Origin of the sequence: Neobacillus sp. GCM10027624 (assembly GCF_042675345.1) — a bacterium.
GTDB lineage: Bacteria > Bacillota > Bacilli > Bacillales > Cytobacillaceae > Neobacillus > Neobacillus cucumis_D.
Map to the genome: position 1 here is coordinate 191,426 of NZ_JBHTHD010000003.1, position 16,666 is coordinate 208,091.

A 16,666-nucleotide genomic window follows, 5' to 3' on the forward strand; every position below is an offset into this window, starting at 1 on the left:
TTTAGTTGTATTTGAAAAACTATAATAAGCTTTATTTTTATGAATAGAGGTAGGAGTGAATTTTTTGAAAATAAGAGAAGATATTCGCAATATTGCCATAATTGCCCACGTTGACCACGGGAAAACAACCCTAGTTGACCAGCTGTTAAAACAATCCGGAACATTCCGTTCCAATGAACATGTTGAAGAGCGTGCAATGGATTCAAATGATCTTGAAAGAGAACGTGGAATTACCATTCTTGCTAAGAACACTGCAATTCAGTATAAGGATACTCGCATCAATATTCTTGACACCCCGGGACACGCTGACTTTGGCGGAGAAGTAGAACGTATCATGAAAATGGTTGATGGGGTTTTACTTGTCGTTGATGCCTATGAAGGTACAATGCCGCAAACGCGATTTGTTCTAAAAAAAGCATTAGAGCAAAATCTTACGCCAATTGTTGTCGTAAATAAAATCGACCGTGATTTTGCCCGTCCAGAAGAAGTTATTGACGAAGTTATCGATTTGTTTATAGAACTTGATGCAACCGAAGACCAGCTTGAGTTCCCTGTTATTTACGCTTCGGCCATTAATGGGACAGCAAGTACGGATCCACATCAACAGGATGAAAACATGCAATGTTTGTACGATTCCATTGTTGAAAACATTCCTGCGCCAGTTGATAACAGTGATGAACCGCTGCAATTCCAGGTAGCTCTTCTTGATTACAATGATTATGTAGGAAGAATTGGAATTGGACGGGTATTTCGTGGGACCATGCATGTAGGTCAACAGGTTGCCCTAATGAAATTAGACGGATCTGTTAAACAATTCCGTGTTACTAAGATTTTTGGATTCTTTGGTTTGAAACGTCAAGAAATCCAAGAAGCAAAAGCTGGCGATTTAATCGCTGTATCCGGAATGGAAGATATTAACGTAGGGGAAACAGTTTGTCCGACTGAGCACCAGGAAGCATTACCTGTTTTACGGATTGATGAACCTACATTACAAATGACCTTCGTTGTCAATAACAGTCCTTTTGCAGGACGTGAAGGAAAATATTTAACGGCGAGAAAGATTGAAGAAAGACTTCGTGCCCAATTACAAACAGATGTAAGCTTACGAGTTGATAATACTGATTCTCCAGATGCTTGGATTGTTTCAGGTCGTGGCGAGCTTCATTTATCAATCTTAATTGAAAACATGCGTCGTGAAGGCTACGAGCTTCAGGTATCTAAACCAGAGGTTATCGTCAAGGAAGTTGATGGCGTACGTTGCGAGCCAGTTGAACGTGTACAAATCGATGTTCCTGAAGAGCATACAGGTGCTGTAATGGAATCCATTGGTGCCCGTAAAGGTGAAATGATTGACATGATCAATAACGGAACAGGTCAAGTTCGTTTGATCTTTAATGTTCCTGCACGTGGATTAATTGGTTATACAACAGAATTTTTAACTATGACTCGTGGATATGGAATTATCAACCATACTTTTGATAGCTATCAGCCAATGCTGCAAGGCCAAGTAGGAGGACGCCGTCAAGGAGTACTTGTTTCAATGGAATCAGGAAAAGCTTCGACATATGGTATCATGCAAGTAGAGGACCGGGGAACGATTTTTGTTGAACCAGGTACTGAGATTTACGAGGGTATGATTGTTGGGGAACATACGCGTGAAAATGATATTACCGTTAATATTACAAAAGTAAAACAAGCAACAAATGTCCGTTCTGCAAATAAAGATCAAACCTCGGTCATTAAAAAGCCAAAAATTATGACCCTTGAGGAATCACTTGAATATTTAAATGAGGACGAATATTGTGAAGTTACACCAGAATCTATCCGTCTTCGTAAAAAAATTCTTGATAAAAACGAACGGGAACGTATGGCTAAAAAGAAAAAATATGCTGAAATGAGTTAAACCTTTTAGTAATTGTCAGTGGCAGAAAATGTAAGGGACACTATAGCATCCAACGAAACCACTGATAAAAATAGATTTAAAGGAGGTTTTGTGTGTGAATGTTGCAGAACGTCTTTCATTTTTTGCCGCACTTTATAAAGTAACGGAACAGCCCAAAGTAGGTATGTGGCTTTTATACTTAACAATTGTTGCCTTATCGATTGTGGTCTATAAGCTCGGCTTCGCCAAAAAGCTTCCTTTGGGTAAATCCATTGTTATTTATATCTTTCTGTGTGTCGGCTGTACCCTTCTCACTTTTTTAGGTATCTTTTTACCTGTTGCGGAGGGACTTGTCATTGCGGCTTTAATCTTGATTATTTATAAAATTCGCTTGCATCAATCGAAAAAACATCAAGCAGAAGTGAAGTAATTGGGGGATACGGAAATGAAAATGAAGTCCTTGCAGGATGCATTATATAATTGGCTTACGATTAAGGTTGTAAGTGATGCCCGTCCAGATGATACGGCTGCTAAGGAGACGGTTGACCTCTTCGAAGAGATTCTAATTTCTGATTATCATCTTGTTGATATAGAGATTACAACAGATGATGTCATGTATTATGTATCCTTTCTTCAAGAAGGTGAAAGCAAGAAACAGCGTTTCCCCCGCGAAGTTATTGAGGTTATCCTAAACCAAATTAATGACGAACCGGATAAATATTGCAACTTCCCTGCAGAGGAAGAAGAATAAAAAAGAAGGTGTCCTTTTGACACCTTCTTTTTTATTTGAAAATATTCATAAAATCATTAACAAATTGTTCATACAGACAATTACTTACTCATGAATTTTTCTTATAAGATGTATTTGATATCTCATTTTATTTAGAGAGGAAGTTGGTTATGCAATTATTAAAGCAACGTACGGAATCAATTGAGTTATTGGTCATGAGAATATTAAACACCCGGATGGAATTATCCCTACAAGACAAAAGACGCTATTTAAATCTTGAAAAAGGTTATCAAGGAGAGGTGATATTTGACCAATTAACTGTAAAACTTGAAAGTGATCTATATATAATAAATGACTTATGTCTGGAGGTGAATAATCAGGTGTTTCAAATTGATACTCTTATTATTTCACAAGAAACCATTTTTACATTGGAAGTTAAGAATTATGAAGGAAACCATTATTACGATTCCAAAAAGGATGGGTTTTTTACTATTTCCAATAATGAGATAAAAAACCCACTTGATCAGTTGAAACGTAGTAAATCCCTCCTCCGCCAATTGCTCCAAAATATTGGTAAACAGTTCCCTGTTGAAGGATATGTTGTTTTTGTAAACCCCGAGTTTACTTTATATGAAGCCCACGTAAACATGCCCATTATTTTTCCTACTCAGCTTAATTCCTTTATGAAAAAATTAAATCAACTTCCATCAAAACTAAATGGTCGCCATCTGAAGGTTGCAGAACAATTAATCTCGTTGCATCGAAATATTTCTCCATATACTCGGTTACCACACTATACTTATGAACGGGTTAAAAAGGGTTTAACATGTGCCCTGTGCTATTCATTTTCTATTTATATTAAGGGTAACAAATGTGTTTGTAGTCAATGTGGTCATGAAGAAAAAGTTGAAATTACTATTTTAAGGAATATTAAAGAAATAAAACTCATGTTTCCGGATAGAAAGGTTACCACTAGTGCAGTTTATGAATGGTGTAATGGAATGTTTTCAAAAAAGATGGTTCGGAGGGTGTTGAAGGCAAACTTTATATCAGTAGGGGAGAGGCATCTAAGATATTTTGAGTAAATTATATAAGAGTATCTAAGGTGAATTACCCCTGAAAAGTAGTTTATTTGTAAAAGGGTAAAAGGAAAGGTGATGCATTGCCCGAGAGAGCAATTTTTTCGTGAAAAGGGTAACGGGAACGGCCCTGCATTGCCCGAGAGAGTAGTTTTTATTATGAAAAGGGTAAAAGGAAAGGTGATGCATTGCCCGAGAGAGTGTTTTTATCATGAAAAGGGTAAAAGGAAAGGTGATGCATTGCCCGAGAGAGTGTTTTTATCATGAAAAGGGTAAAAGGAAAGGTGATGCATTGCCCGAGAGAGTGTTTTTATCATGAAAAGGGTAAAAGGAAAGGTGATGCATTGCCCGAGAGAGTGTTTTTATCATGAAAAGGGTAAAAGGAAAGGTGATGCATTGCCCGAGAGAGTGTTTTTATCATGAAAAGGGTAAAAGGAAAGGTGATGCATTGCCCGAGAGAGTGTTTTTATCATGAAAAGGGTAAAAGGAAAGGTGATGCATTGCCCGAGAGAGTGTTTTTATCATGAAAAGGGTAAAAGGAAAGGTGATGCATTGCCCGAGAGAGTGTTTTTATCATGAAAAGGGTAAAAGGAAAGGTGATGCATTGCCCGAGAGAGTGTTTTTATCATGAAAAGGGTAAAAGGAAAGGTGATGCATTGCCCGAGAGAGTGTTTTTATCATGAAAAGGGTAAAAGGAAAGGTGATGCATTGCCCGAGAGAGTGTTTTTATCATGAAAAGGGTAAAAGGAAAGGTGATGCATTGCCCGAGAGAGTGTTTTTATCATGAAAAGGGTAAAAGGAAAGGTGATGCATTGCCCGAGAGAGTGTTTTTATCATGAAAAGGGTAAAAGGAAAGGTGATGCATTGCCCGAGAGAGTGTTTTTATCATGAAAAGGGTAAAAGGAAAGGTGATGCATTGCCCGAGAGAGTAGTTTTTTCGTGAAAAGGGTAAAAGGAAAGGCCCTGCATTGCCCGAGAGAGTAGTTTTTTCGTGAAAAGGGTAAAAGGAAAGGTGATGCATTGCCCGAGAGAGTAGTTTTTATCATGAAAAGGGTAAAAGGAAAGGTGATGCATTGCCCGAGAGAGTGTTTTTATCATGAAAAGGGTAAAAGGAAAGGTGATGCATTGCCCGAGAGAGTAGTTTATTCGTGAAAAGGGTAAAAGGAACGGCCCTGCATTACCCGAGAAAGTGTTTTTATCATGTAAAGGGTAAAAGGAGCGGCTCTACATTGCCCGAGAAAGCAATTTTTTCGTGAAAAGGGTAAAAGGAACGGCCCTGCATTATCCAAGAGAGTAGTTTTTTCGTGAAAAGGGTAAAAGGAACTCCTCTGCATTACCCTAAAGATCGATTTGATAAGAAAAAAATGGTAAAAGCAAAGCCCTTGCATTATCTGCAAGAGCACAATTTTCTGGTCAAATCAATAATGCATTACCCGAAAATCACTTTAATCCTTATATTGGTTCACCAATCATCCTTTTCTGGTCGTTCTCGGTAAAAACGAAATTTTCCAGTGTCAATCCTAGCCTTTGTTCTTTCAGCTATCCTTATACTGCAATCCTGGCACATATATGTATGGATTGGACGATTACGCAGCCGTTTTGCTACTAGCGTTTCATCCTCAATTTTTTCTATCTTATCGCAAATTACGCATTTTACTCTCATTTTAACCCCCTAATTACCTCTCTGACCTATGACCGCTATTTATTTTTATAGTATATCATATTAAGCTTAGAGAAAAGCGAGCGTAAGAAAGTTGATGAAAAAAATAGATAGTAGTAATATTAGTATAACTGTTTTTAAAGGAGGTGTAACCATGGCTAACCTAGTGGAACCTAAATTAATTAAGCCCCTCTACGATGAGCTGCAAAAAGAGAGGTTCGTAACATTGGCAACAATAGATTACGAAACTGGCGGACCCAATGTCAGTGCAATTTCCTGGATTTTAGCAAAAGATGAGCAATCCCTTTATTTTGCAGTAGATAATCGCTCAAGAATCATCCAGAATATCGGTGAGAATAATCAAGTCGTCATTAATTTAATCGCCAACGAATCTACATATTCCATCCAAGGCACTGCTTCTATTAAAGAAGAAAGACTACAGGATGTTCCCTTGAAATTGGCGTTGATTGAAGTATCCATAAACGAAGTCAGAGACGTAATGTTTTATGGTTCAAAAATTGTATCTGAAGTCCAGTATGATAAAACCTACGACAAGGATGCTGCCGCCAGATTGGACAAACAAGTGATGGATGCCATGAAAAAAGCTTAGTTCGCACTAAGCTTTTTTTACTTTTTATGATTAGACTGCTCTTCTTGTTTCTGCTTGAGATTATTTTGTTCTTCCGGAGAAAGATTCTTACCCGGTTCATCTGTTGCATTCTTAGGATTTGGGGTAATTAAATCTCCGGGAACCTCAGGCATTAATCTTCCTGCAACATCTGCCAGCTCCTCCATGATTCCTTGAATCGGTCTGCCCTTATTGATGTCTGTGGAAATTTCCTTCAATCGTGCCGTAGTATCAGCATCTGCCACCACAATGGATTTTGCACCATAAGGATCTTTTTTCAAACTTTCTGCGACGGAATATTTAATGGTTCCTACCTGTGAACGTTCTAATTTTGAATTCACATCAATCCCTACGATTGCATACCGCCCAATGACAATCGCAGTGGCATCATTAACATTCGGGACACTGGTTGCCAGTTCAACTAGTCGCTTAGAAATTTCCTGCCCGGTTTTTCGGTCGACATTTTCAATATAACTGTTTTTAACATTCACTAATGATTTATTTTCCTGTTTTTGATTAACCTCATTATTGGAGCATCCGGCAATGCTGAATATTAAAAGAATGGCGGCTGCTATTTGCTTCACTTCACTTTCACCTCCGGGAAACATAGATGGAATATTTCACTTTATATGATTTCACTAACATTTATTGTGCATAACTCCTTCTATCTTTATTCGAAATAACATATATTTTACCAAAGTAGTACAGGTAACATGGTTTGTTGAAAAATCATAAACAAGCCAAAACAACTAGAAAAGCGGGAGGCGTCTCTTTGAGTAAAATATACGTATTAGATACAAATGTCTTATTACAGGACCCGTATTCCATTTTTTCATTTGAAGATAATGAAGTGGTCATTCCTGCAGTAGTTCTGGAAGAAGTGGACTCAAAGAAAAGGTATATGGATGAGATTGGTAGAAATGCTAGGCAGGTTTCAAGGTTAATTGATGGCCTGCGAGCGGCAGGAAAACTCCATGAAAAAATCCCGCTGGAAAATGGGGGAACGATCAGAATTGAATTAAATCATCGCTCCTTTCATGAACTTCAGGATATTTTTATTGAAAAAACAAATGATAACCGAATTCTTGCGGTTGCAAAGAATTTATATATGGAGGAACAAACAAAAGAAAATGGAAAGCCAGTCATTATCGTCAGCAAGGATGCGTTAGTTCGGGTTAAAGCAGATGCAATCGGCCTTGATGCAGAGGATTTTTTAAACGACAGAGTAGTCGAATTTGAACATATTTACACAGGATTTATCGAAGTTTTTCTGCCGATTGAATTACTTGGAAGATTTTACGAAAAAGGTGAACTGTATCTTTCGGAAATTGCTAATCATCCTTTTTATCCGAGCCAATTCCTGATCATGAAGGATGCGCTGGGAGGTTCGGCGTCTGCGATTGGTATGGTAGATAAAACGAGCAAAAAGGTAAAAAAACTTGTCTTAAATCAAGAGCATGTATGGGGAATTCATCCGCGAAATGTACAGCAGACGATGGCCATTGAACTCCTGCTTCGGAAGGATATCACCTTGGTAACACTAATCGGTAAGGCTGGGACAGGGAAAACTTTGCTTGCACTTGCAGCTGGTCTAATGCAAACGGAGGACTTTAGGGAATATAAAAAACTCCTTGTTGCCAGACCTATTGTACCAGTCGGAAAGGACTTAGGATTTCTCCCTGGTGAAAAACAAGAAAAGCTTAGACCGTGGATGCAGCCTATTTTTGATAACTTGGAATTTCTTTTCAATACAAAAAAGCCGGGAGAACTGGATGCGATTTTAGCCGGAATGGGTTCGATTGAGGTGGAAGCCTTAACCTATATTCGGGGAAGAAGTTTACCAAAACAATTTATCATTATTGATGAAGCACAAAATTTAACGAAGCATGAAGTGAAGACGATTTTAACCCGGGTTGGAGAGGGCAGTAAAATCGTATTAATGGGGGATCCGGAGCAAATTGATCATCCTTATTTAGATGCTTATAATAATGGGCTTACGTATGTGGTTGAAAAGTTTAAGGATCAGGATATTTCAGGTCATGTAAAGCTTTTAAAAGGAGAAAGATCGGGGCTGGCAAGACTTGCCGCAGACCTTTTATAAAAAAACAAACGGGCGCTTAATAAACAGCACCCGTCTTATTTTATTTAATATTAAATTGTTTAACATTTTTAATTGGATTGTGTTGATTTGAGCCATCTCCATAATAAAGATGTACTGGACCATCAGACGTTAATGGCTTGCCGCCTTCAGAAAATTTGAGGATAAACTCGAATGCCTCTTCAAGGGGAAATTCAATTTCCCCTTCTGAAGTTTCCACTACCACCATTGTTGCATCTGGATTAGGCTCGGCATTTTGCAAAAAAGGTTTTAGTGGAATACCAAAAGTACCTGTTAACATCTTAATTTTCTCATATTTCTTTTCAGTCTTTAAGGTCGGTGGATAAACAGCTCCTTCCATGATTTCGCGATCCCAATGTTTTGAAACAGCTTTCGTATATTCTTCAAGTGGATCCTTATCATCCTTTTCTTGAGAAAAATAGGTAGTTAAATCAATACGGCGATCGTCAAAAATCCATACACTTGGATCAAGCGTAATCGTATATTTACTATTACCTGTAACTAAAATAATTTTATCCAATTTTTTTACCCCCGTTCATTAAACGAATTAAGTATAACTTTTTTTTAGAGGAATGTCATTTTCTGAAGATAAAATGAATTTCCGCCTATACCTTTATGTCATTATTCTTGCATTTTTATGCTCTAAACGTTAAAATTTAAAGATAAGTGGGTTATCGCTCTGAAATGGGGGGATGAATGTTGGCGTCTGAAATGATCGTGAATCATCAGGAAAAAGCATATGCCTTGTTGCAGGCTGACGCTGAAAAAATATTAAGGCTTATTAAGGTGCAAATGGACAATCTTACGATGCCTCAATGCCCTCTTTATGAAGAGGTATTGGATACACAAATGTTTGGATTATCGAGAGAGATAGATTTTGCAGCCCGGTTAGGCTTAATTGATATTAAGGACGGAAAAGCACTTTTAGATCAATTGGAACGTGAACTATCCGCACTACATGATGCATTCAAAAGAAAATAAATGACCAAAGAACTCAAACAGTAAAGATTTCCATTTGTTTGAGTTCTTTATTATTTTTACTCTCTTTTTCCACTTTACAAATTATTAAAAGTCAGTAACTTTTCCACAAGAAATATGTCCAATTTTCTATTATAATAGTATTGTTAAATTAAATCTGAAGATGAGGAATAAATGAATGGTAAAAAAAATATTAAAGTCCTATGACTATACCTTAATCCTCGCCATTATCCTATTGTCAGCATTTGGATTAGTAATGGTTTATAGTGCCAGCATGGCATCTGCTGTTCAACGATATGGGCTACCCAGCGATTACTTTTACCAAAAGCAAAAAATATTTTTAATAGGATCATTAGTGATTTTTATTTTTACTGCTATAATCCCATACAAAATAATGAAATTTACAAAATATTTTTTAGCGCCGATGGTATTTTTATCGATTATCGCGCTATTAGGCTTATTTGCTTTTGGAACGGTTGCAGGAAATGCCCAAAGTTGGTATCAAATTGGCCCTTTAAAAATTCAACCTTCAGAGTTTGTTAAGTTGGCATTGATTATCTATTTATCTGCAGTTTATGCAAAAAAACAGACCTATATCAATCAATTTAACAAGGGAGTCCTACCCCCTTTAGTTTATTTAATGATTGTAGTGGTTTTAATTGCAAAACAACCTGACTATGGGACGGCACTTATTATTGTTCTCATTGCTGGAACTATTATTATCTCCTCCGGTATGAATATAAAAAGTATATCTAAATTACTGTTGATTGGGGTAATCATTGGTTTAATTTTTATTGTTTTTGCAAGAGGTGAAATTTTTTCACAAAAACGGGTTGATCGTTTTTCTGTCCGAAGTGATCCTTTTAAAGAAGAACAAACATCCGGATATCATTTGGCGAATTCTTATATTGCAATTGGTTCTGGTGGGGTTAACGGATTAGGATTGGGAAGAAGTATTCAGAAACTAGGCTACCTGCCAGAATCACACACAGATTTTATCATGGCTGTCATTGCCGAAGAGCTGGGGGTTTGGGGAGTTGGCTTTGTAATACTAACTCTGGCCTATATTGTTTTAAGAGGGATTTATATTGGTTTAAAATGTAAGGACCCTTTTGGAAGTCTCCTTGCAATAGGGATTTCCAGTATGATTGGAATTCAATCGTTCATAAACCTTGCCGGGGTTTCAGGAGTAATGCCCCTTACGGGTGTACCACTGCCATTTGTAAGCTACGGTGGTTCTTCACTGCTCATGCTTGCAATATCCGTCGGAATTCTTGTCAATGTCTCGATGTTTGTAAAATATGAGAGCACGAAAAATAAACCAGATCAAAAAGGAAAAAAAGAGCGGAACAAAGACGGTAAAGTTTTCTATCTTCAATAATAAAAAAGCTGCCAGCTTAATGGCAGCTTTTTTATTTATAATTTTTTCTGGACCTTGAATATAAGAGTAATAAATAGCTTAACACCCCAAATAAGCAAGTGATGAAAAAGGCATGTAATAAAGCAATATAGAGATTAAGTCTGCTGAAAATAATCAAGGCGCCGGCAATTACCTGCAAGCATACAAGGCAAAATGAAATAATCCATCCCCAGTACAGAACCTTTTGATCTTTATAATAGCGTAGGGCCAAGTATGTAACGTAGGCAATCCAGATAAATATCAAAGTTGCAGCAGTACGATGCCCCATTTGTACCCATTCATACATGTTGGTTGGTAAGGATGGAGCGTCGTTAAGACATAAGGGCCAATCACGACAGACAAGGCTTGATTTTGTGTGGCGGACAAGCGCGCCGGTATAGATGACAAGATAACTATAGATGGAGACGCCAACAATGTGAAACCCCATCCTCTTATCGATATAAAGCTTGTCTGCATCAAATTTCTTATCAATTTCAAAAATAAGCAGGGTAAGTAAAAAAACAGCTGCAAAGGAAACAAGAGAAATTCCAAAATGCAATGCCAGAACAAAGCTTGATTGGCCCCACATAACAGCTGCTGCCCCAATTAATCCCTGCAGAAGCAGGAAAAAGAAGGAGAGAAACGATAGAAACTTTGTTTCCCGAATATGACCAATGACCTTCCAAGTCCAAATGGATAAAATAAGAACCATGATGCCTTCAGCACCGGAAACAAGCCGATGGGCAAGCTCGATAATTAATTCTGAAGTTATGTCAGATGGAACTAATTTATCCTCGCATAGCGGCCATGATCTTCCGCAGCCCATTCCGGAACCCGTTTTTGTAACAAGTGCACCGCCAAGTAAAACTAAAATCATCCCAATCGTAGTGGCGACAGCCAACCACTTTAATGAACGTTGCAAAAAATTCACCTTCTTAACTTAGTTCAAAAATTTGTCAATGGATATTATTGTCAGTATAATAAATGAAATGGTACAGAAAAAAGCCCTTATTCATCATAACGAAAAGAAGAGGAAAAGAACAGAATTTCGATATTTTTTTTGGCGATTTTTAAATCGGAATAAAGGAATGGATAATTTTAAATTTTCACTATTATTATAGTGGAAACTATTGAAACTTACTTACCAGTTTGTTAAAACTATAAAGGACAGCTATATTTAGGAATTATTTCCCTATAATCAAGGAAATAAGGGGTCTTTGAATATTCAGAATATTACAGTCACAATTTAGTCAAAAATTATTCAAAAAAAGTTCACAAAAAATACTCGAAGTGTGATTTAATATACAGTGAAAGTGTTTTTTAAAACACTTCTTTTTTTAGACATATTCTTAACTTAGGAGATTATAAATTCAGGCATTATCTTTTCCTGATGATTAAATAGAAAAGATAAAATAAATTAGGTATCGTTATAACGGATATTGCAAATATTGTAATAAAGGATTAGGAGGAGAAAAAATGTCCAATTCAAAGGCTTTTGGTGATACTGCTATAGAAAACGACGCATCAAGCCTGCAAACTGGTATCGAAAAAACGTCGGCATGGAAGGACTTTTTAGCCCTTATAAAGATTGGAATTGTCAATTCTAATCTCATTACTGCATTTACTGGCCTATGGCTGGCACTTCATTTTACCGGACAAAGTTTTTTAGATAACTTAGATATCGTATTTTTGACATTAGCTGGTTCAGCCCTTATTATCGCTGGGTCTTGTGTAATTAATAACTGGTTTGACCGCGATATTGATCACTTAATGGATCGAACAAAAGCCAGACCGACCGTTACAGGAAAATTGGCTCCTGCAAAGGTATTGACATTTGGAATTATCCTAATAGGTCTGGGAACGCTGTCTTTATTATTTACTACTTTAACTGCAACAGTAATAGGACTGCTTGGAGTTTTTAGTTATGTTTTCCTCTATACATTATGGTCAAAGCGTCAGTTGGTTTCTAATACCATCATCGGAAGTATCTCCGGTGCTGTCCCGCCTCTAATTGGCTGGGCTGCCGTTGATGGAAATCTTGATAAAATGGCTTGGGCATTATTTGTTCTCATGTTTGCCTGGCAGCCTCCCCATTTTTATGCATTAGCAATGAGAAGGGTGAAGGAGTATAAAGCAGCAGGAATTCCAATGCTTCCAGTGGTTAAAGGATTTAAAACCACAAAAAGACATATTGTACTATGGGTAGCTGTTTTAGTGCCTATCCCATTTTTCTTAAAAAGTTTAGGAATCCCATTTCTAATTCTTGCAACCGTGTTAAATCTCGGCTGGCTTGCATTAGGGATTTATGGATATAGGATCAAAGATGATATTAAGTGGGCAAAACTAATGTTTGTGTACTCATTGCAATATTTAACTATTATTTTTGTAGCGATGGTTATTGTTACATTGATTTAGTTTTGCGGTGATATTCTTCTAGGCTGATGGAAGTTATTCTTCCATTTGCAATAAGATACACAGCGGCGTGCTTTAAGTGATGCCCCGCCGCAGGGTATTCTTACATATAGGGATAAGTCATTCTACATACTTCTTTGATCTAACATTTATATTAAAGAAATTTTTTACGAAAGAGGGGTTTGATTGAGCTATGAAAAGGCTTGCAAAGTGGCGTTTAATTTCGTTGTTTGCGATCTTAGCGCTAATTCTCTCCGGATGTGGTGAACCGTTCCTATCAACGTTACAGCCCGCCGGTGAAGTTGCAGATATGCAATATGGTTTAATGAAGTTAAGTACTTACATCATGGTGGGAGTTATCCTAGTTGTCATGATCATTTTCGTCTTAGTTTTCTTCCGGTTTAGAAGAAAGGACGATAAAATTCCTAAGCAGGTTGAAGGGAGTCATAAATTAGAAATTATTTGGACGGTTATTCCGATTCTATTACTTCTAATTCTGGCTGTTCCAACGGTTGCTGCAACATTCAAGCTTGCAGATGTGTCAAAAATGGATCAGAAAAACACTAAAGCACTTGTTATTAATGTGCGTTCCCATTTATATTGGTGGGATTTTGAATATCCAGGTCAAAAAATTGTAACTAGCCAAGAGTTAGTTGTTCCTACAAATGAAAAAGTTTATTTTAGCTTAAAGTCTATGGATGTAAAACACGCTTTCTGGATTCCAGCAGTAGGTGGGAAAATGGATACTAACACAGATAACATTAATAAATTCTGGTTAGAGTTCGACAGTAAAAAAGCTGATGAGGCAGGAAACTTATTCTATGGTAAGTGTGCTGAGTTGTGCGGACCATCCCATGCATTGATGGATTTTAAAGTTAAGACAATGTCCCGCGATCAATTTGATAGCTGGGTGAAAGCAATGCAAAATATAAAAGAACCACAAAAAGCGGATTCCGCTGTAGCACAGCAAGGACAGGAAATCTTCAATAAAAGTTGTGTAGCCTGCCATGCTGTAACTCCACAAAATAATAAACCTGAAGCAGCAAGACTTGCACCAAACTTAACAAACTTTGGTGATCGATCTCGTGTTGCTGGTATTTTGGATCATAATAAAACTGAAATTAAAAATTGGATTCGAAATCCTGAAACATATAAACCAGGAAATAAAATGACTGGTAAATACCCAGAAATGTCTGAAGATCAATTAAATGCTTTATCTGAGTATTTAATGGGCTTGAAAGTACAGCAGTAGTAGGGGAATTGGTTGAAAGGGAGGTAAAATTGTGAGTACCTATGCTCAAAAAAAGGGATTTGGCGCAACTTTATGGGATTTTTTAACTACAGTTGACCATAAAAAAATCGCGATCCTCTATATGATTGCAGGCGGATTTTTCTTCTTAGTAGGTGGAATCGAAGCGGTCTTTATCCGTATCCAGCTTGCAGTGCCAAATAATGATTTTGTCAGTGCTGGACAATTTAACGAAATTATTACGATGCACGGAACAACGATGATTTTCCTTGCAGCGATGCCGCTAATTTTTGGTTTTATGAATGCGGTAATGCCTTTACAGATCGGTGCACGCGATGTAGCGTTCCCATATGTAAATGCTTTAGGATTTTGGTTATTCTTTTTCGGCGGTGTATTCTTAAACTGTTCATGGTTTTTAGGCGGAGCACCAGATGCAGGCTGGACATCTTATGCATCTCTTGCTGTTGCATCAAAAGGTCATGGAGTTGATTTCTATATTTTAGGGTTACAGATTTCCGGTCTTGGAACCTTAATTGGTGGTATTAATTTCCTCGTAACCATCATCAATATGCGTGCACCAGGAATGACGTACATGAGGATGCCATTGTTTACTTGGACAACATTTGTAACATCTGCATTGATTTTATTTGCATTCCCTCCATTAACAGTGGGTTTAGTGTTAATGATGTTTGATCGCTTGTTCGGAGCAAATTTCTTTGAAGTTTCTATGGGCGGTAACACCGTTATTTGGGAACACCTTTTCTGGATTTTTGGACACCCAGAGGTTTATATTTTGATTTTACCTGCTTTTGGTATTTTTTCTGAAATATTCCCGATTTTCTCAAGAAAACGCTTATTTGGATACTCTTCCATGGTATTTGCAACCGTTTTAATCGGTTTCTTAGGATTCATGGTATGGGCTCACCACATGTTTACAACAGGATTAGGACCAGTAGCGAACGCTATTTTCGCTGTTGCAACAATGGCAATTGGTGTACCAACTGGTATTAAAATTTTCAACTGGTTGCTAACACTTTGGGGTGGTAGTGTTAAATTTACTACACCAATGCATTGGGCCTTTGCGTTTATTCCATCGTTTCTTGCTGGTGGTGTAACAGGGGTTATGCTTGCATCTGCAGCTGCAGACTACCAGTATCATGATACGTATTTCGTTGTTGCCCATTTCCACTATGTAATTGTCGGTGGTGTAGTTTTTGCCGTTTTTGCCGGAACTCACCTATATTGGCCAAAAATGTTCGGTACAATGTTAAATGAAGCAATGGGTAAAATAACTTTCTGGCTATTCTTTATTGGGTTCCATATGACATTCTTTATCCAACACTTCTTGGGACTTTGGGGAATGCCGCGTCGTGTTTTCACATACCTTCCAGGTCAAGGATTTGACACGGCTAACATGATAAGTTCAATCGGTGCTGCCTTTATGGGTGTGGCAGTTATCGTAATGCTAATAAACATTATTGTTACATCTGTTAAAAATGTTAAAGTTGGGAACGACCCTTGGGGAGACGGTAGAACCCTTGAATGGTCGATTCCATCACCACCTCCATTCTACAACTTTAAGCAACTTCCGCTTGTTCGTGGATTAGATGCTTATTGGTTAGAAAAAATGGAAGGTAAAAAGGAAATGACTCCTGCTGAGCCGCTTGGTGATATTCACATGCCGAATTCATCATTTCTTCCATTTACAACGGCTCTTGGGCTTTTCATTGCCGCATTCGGTGCTATGTACCATGTAAATGACAAAGCATGGGCATTACCGGTTATGATTATTGGTTTACTTGTAACATTTGGGTCCATGTTCTTACGTTCAGTAATTGATGACCATGGTTTCCATATCCATAAAGAAGAATTACTTGAAGAAGAAAAGGGGGCTAAGGCATAATGCACGCTGAAGAAAAATTCACATATGAAAACTGGCCTGCTGAGCCTGAAAAATCCACCCTTGAGTCAAAAAATAAGTTCTTAGGATTTTGGTTTTTCTTAGGCGGGGAGACTGTACTATTTGCTTCCCTCTTCGCAACCTATCTAGCATTAAAGGATAAGGTTCCTGATTCAAGTCAGCATTTGGCAAAAGACTTGTTTGAACTTCCGTTGACATTCGTTGCAACAATGCTTCTTTTAACAAGTTCGCTTACAAGTGTATATGCAATGTACCACATGAAAAACTTTGCATTTAAGAAAATGATGGTATGGCTTGGGTTGACTGCATTATTGGGTGCAGGATTCCTTGGACTAGAGGTTTATGAGTTTAACCACTATGTTCACGAAGGACATACATTTACAAGTAGTGCATTTGGATCTGCTTTCTATACATTAGTTGGTTTCCATGGCGGTCACGTAGCATTTGGTTTATTATGGTGCTTAACACTAATGTTCCGAAATGGAAAGCGAGGTTTAGACCTTTACAACGCGCCTAAATTTTATGTGTTTAGTTTATACTGGCACTTTATCGACGTTGTTTGGGTATTCATCTTTACAGTAGTATATTTAATGGGAATGGTGGGATAAA

General features: G+C 37.6%; 16 protein-coding genes. 12 read left to right on the forward strand and 4 right to left on the reverse strand.

All coding sequences use genetic code 11. The annotated features are described in order from the left end of the window. Positions 1-64: 64 nt before the first annotated feature. The 4 genes from typA (at position 65) to ACFQZ9_RS05905 (ending at position 3,697) form a co-directional block, all read left to right on the forward strand. Positions 65-1,903 (forward strand): translational GTPase TypA, encoded by a 1,839-nt coding sequence (typA, locus tag ACFQZ9_RS05890; protein WP_198311097.1) that lies wholly within the window; start codon positions 65-67, stop codon positions 1,901-1,903. Positions 1,904-1,997: 94 nt separating this feature from the next. Then, complete coding sequence (locus tag ACFQZ9_RS05895; protein WP_198311098.1) at positions 1,998-2,312, forward strand: YlaH-like family protein; 315 nt, start codon at positions 1,998-2,000, stop codon at positions 2,310-2,312. Between the two features lie 15 nt (positions 2,313-2,327). Then, the gene (locus ACFQZ9_RS05900) at positions 2,328-2,633 is read left to right on the forward strand and encodes a hypothetical protein (RefSeq protein ID WP_498942740.1); all 306 of its coding nucleotides are present in this window, start codon (positions 2,328-2,330) and stop codon (positions 2,631-2,633) included. A 149-nt stretch (positions 2,634-2,782) separates the two neighbouring features. Continuing rightward, on the forward strand, positions 2,783-3,697 hold the full coding sequence (locus tag ACFQZ9_RS05905) for a nuclease-related domain-containing protein (protein WP_498942741.1): 915 nt from the start codon (positions 2,783-2,785) through the stop codon (positions 3,695-3,697). 1,456 nt (positions 3,698-5,153) lie between these two features. Here the strand turns inward: ACFQZ9_RS05905 and ACFQZ9_RS05910 are convergent. Continuing rightward, positions 5,154-5,354 carry a YlaI family protein gene (locus tag ACFQZ9_RS05910; RefSeq protein WP_026574744.1) on the reverse strand — a complete coding sequence of 67 codons (201 nt, stop codon included), beginning with the start codon at positions 5,352-5,354 and terminating at the stop codon, positions 5,154-5,156. Positions 5,355-5,505: 151 nt separating this feature from the next. On the opposite strand from ACFQZ9_RS05910, the gene ACFQZ9_RS05915 reads away from it, so the two are divergent. Further along, entirely contained in the window at positions 5,506-5,961 is a 456-nt protein-coding gene (locus tag ACFQZ9_RS05915) for a pyridoxamine 5'-phosphate oxidase family protein (RefSeq protein ID WP_198311100.1), read from the forward strand. Between the two features lie 17 nt (positions 5,962-5,978). On the opposite strand, the gene ACFQZ9_RS05920 is transcribed toward ACFQZ9_RS05915, so the two are convergent. Beyond that, entirely contained in the window at positions 5,979-6,563 is a 585-nt protein-coding gene (locus ACFQZ9_RS05920; RefSeq protein ID WP_498942742.1) for a YhcN/YlaJ family sporulation lipoprotein, read from the reverse strand. A gap of 188 nt (positions 6,564-6,751) precedes the next feature. Here ACFQZ9_RS05920 and ACFQZ9_RS05925 point away from each other — a divergent pair, with 188 nt between their 5' ends. Continuing rightward, positions 6,752-8,080, forward strand: a complete 1,329-nt coding sequence (locus tag ACFQZ9_RS05925; protein WP_026574747.1) for a PhoH family protein — start codon at positions 6,752-6,754, stop codon at positions 8,078-8,080. Between the two features lie 40 nt (positions 8,081-8,120). On the opposite strand, the gene ACFQZ9_RS05930 is transcribed toward ACFQZ9_RS05925, so the two are convergent. Beyond that, a complete protein-coding gene (locus tag ACFQZ9_RS05930) occupies positions 8,121-8,618 on the reverse strand; it encodes a molybdopterin-binding protein (RefSeq protein WP_498942743.1) in 498 nt (165 codons plus the stop codon). A gap of 179 nt (positions 8,619-8,797) precedes the next feature. Between ACFQZ9_RS05930 and ACFQZ9_RS05935 the strand changes: the two genes are divergently transcribed. Both ACFQZ9_RS05935 and ACFQZ9_RS05940 read left to right on the forward strand, forming a co-directional pair. Further along, the gene (locus tag ACFQZ9_RS05935) at positions 8,798-9,079 is read left to right on the forward strand and encodes an Fpa/YlaN family protein (RefSeq protein WP_198311347.1); all 282 of its coding nucleotides are present in this window, start codon (positions 8,798-8,800) and stop codon (positions 9,077-9,079) included. Between the two features lie 175 nt (positions 9,080-9,254). Continuing rightward, a complete protein-coding gene (locus tag ACFQZ9_RS05940; RefSeq protein ID WP_498942744.1) occupies positions 9,255-10,457 on the forward strand; it encodes an FtsW/RodA/SpoVE family cell cycle protein in 1,203 nt (400 codons plus the stop codon). Between the two features lie 31 nt (positions 10,458-10,488). Here the strand turns inward: ACFQZ9_RS05940 and ACFQZ9_RS05945 are convergent, their stop codons facing one another. After that, positions 10,489-11,397, reverse strand: coding sequence for a COX15/CtaA family protein (locus tag ACFQZ9_RS05945; protein ID WP_498942745.1), 909 nt, complete (start codon positions 11,395-11,397; stop codon positions 10,489-10,491). Between the two features lie 554 nt (positions 11,398-11,951). Here ACFQZ9_RS05945 and cyoE point away from each other — a divergent pair. The 4 genes from cyoE to ACFQZ9_RS05965 all read left to right on the forward strand — a co-directional run bounded on the left by cyoE (position 11,952) and on the right by ACFQZ9_RS05965 (position 16,665). Then, positions 11,952-12,890: a protoheme IX farnesyltransferase gene (gene cyoE, locus ACFQZ9_RS05950; RefSeq protein WP_498942746.1), complete on the forward strand. Its 939-nt coding sequence runs from the start codon at positions 11,952-11,954 to the stop codon at positions 12,888-12,890. A 190-nt stretch (positions 12,891-13,080) separates the two neighbouring features. Further along, positions 13,081-14,139 (forward strand): cytochrome c oxidase subunit II, encoded by a 1,059-nt coding sequence (coxB, locus tag ACFQZ9_RS05955; RefSeq protein ID WP_498942747.1) that lies wholly within the window; start codon positions 13,081-13,083, stop codon positions 14,137-14,139. A 31-nt stretch (positions 14,140-14,170) separates the two neighbouring features. Further along, the gene (gene ctaD, locus ACFQZ9_RS05960) at positions 14,171-16,039 is read left to right on the forward strand and encodes a cytochrome c oxidase subunit I (protein WP_198311107.1); all 1,869 of its coding nucleotides are present in this window, start codon (positions 14,171-14,173) and stop codon (positions 16,037-16,039) included. Next, a complete protein-coding gene (locus ACFQZ9_RS05965; RefSeq protein ID WP_198311108.1) occupies positions 16,039-16,665 on the forward strand; it encodes a cytochrome (ubi)quinol oxidase subunit III in 627 nt (208 codons plus the stop codon). Before ctaD ends, ACFQZ9_RS05965 begins: the two co-directional genes overlap by 1 nt. Position 16,666: the final 1 nt, after the last annotated feature.

Excerpts from the sequence above, each read along its gene's own strand:
- cyoE (WP_498942746.1), top strand. The coding sequence starts at position 11,952 with ATGTCCAATTCAAAGGCTTTTGGTGATACTGCTATAGAAAACGACGCA.
- coxB (WP_498942747.1), top strand. The coding sequence starts at position 13,081 with ATGAAAAGGCTTGCAAAGTGGCGTTTAATTTCGTTGTTTGCGATCTTA.
- ACFQZ9_RS05915 (WP_198311100.1), top strand. The coding sequence starts at position 5,506 with ATGGCTAACCTAGTGGAACCTAAATTAATTAAGCCCCTCTACGATGAG.
- ACFQZ9_RS05940 (WP_498942744.1), top strand. The coding sequence starts at position 9,255 with ATGGTAAAAAAAATATTAAAGTCCTATGACTATACCTTAATCCTCGCC.
- ACFQZ9_RS05900 (WP_498942740.1), top strand. The coding sequence starts at position 2,328 with ATGAAAATGAAGTCCTTGCAGGATGCATTATATAATTGGCTTACGATT.
- ACFQZ9_RS05905 (WP_498942741.1), top strand. The coding sequence starts at position 2,783 with ATGCAATTATTAAAGCAACGTACGGAATCAATTGAGTTATTGGTCATG.
- ACFQZ9_RS05910 (WP_026574744.1), bottom strand. The coding sequence starts at position 5,354 with ATGAGAGTAAAATGCGTAATTTGCGATAAGATAGAAAAAATTGAGGAT.
- ACFQZ9_RS05965 (WP_198311108.1), top strand. The coding sequence starts at position 16,039 with ATGCACGCTGAAGAAAAATTCACATATGAAAACTGGCCTGCTGAGCCT.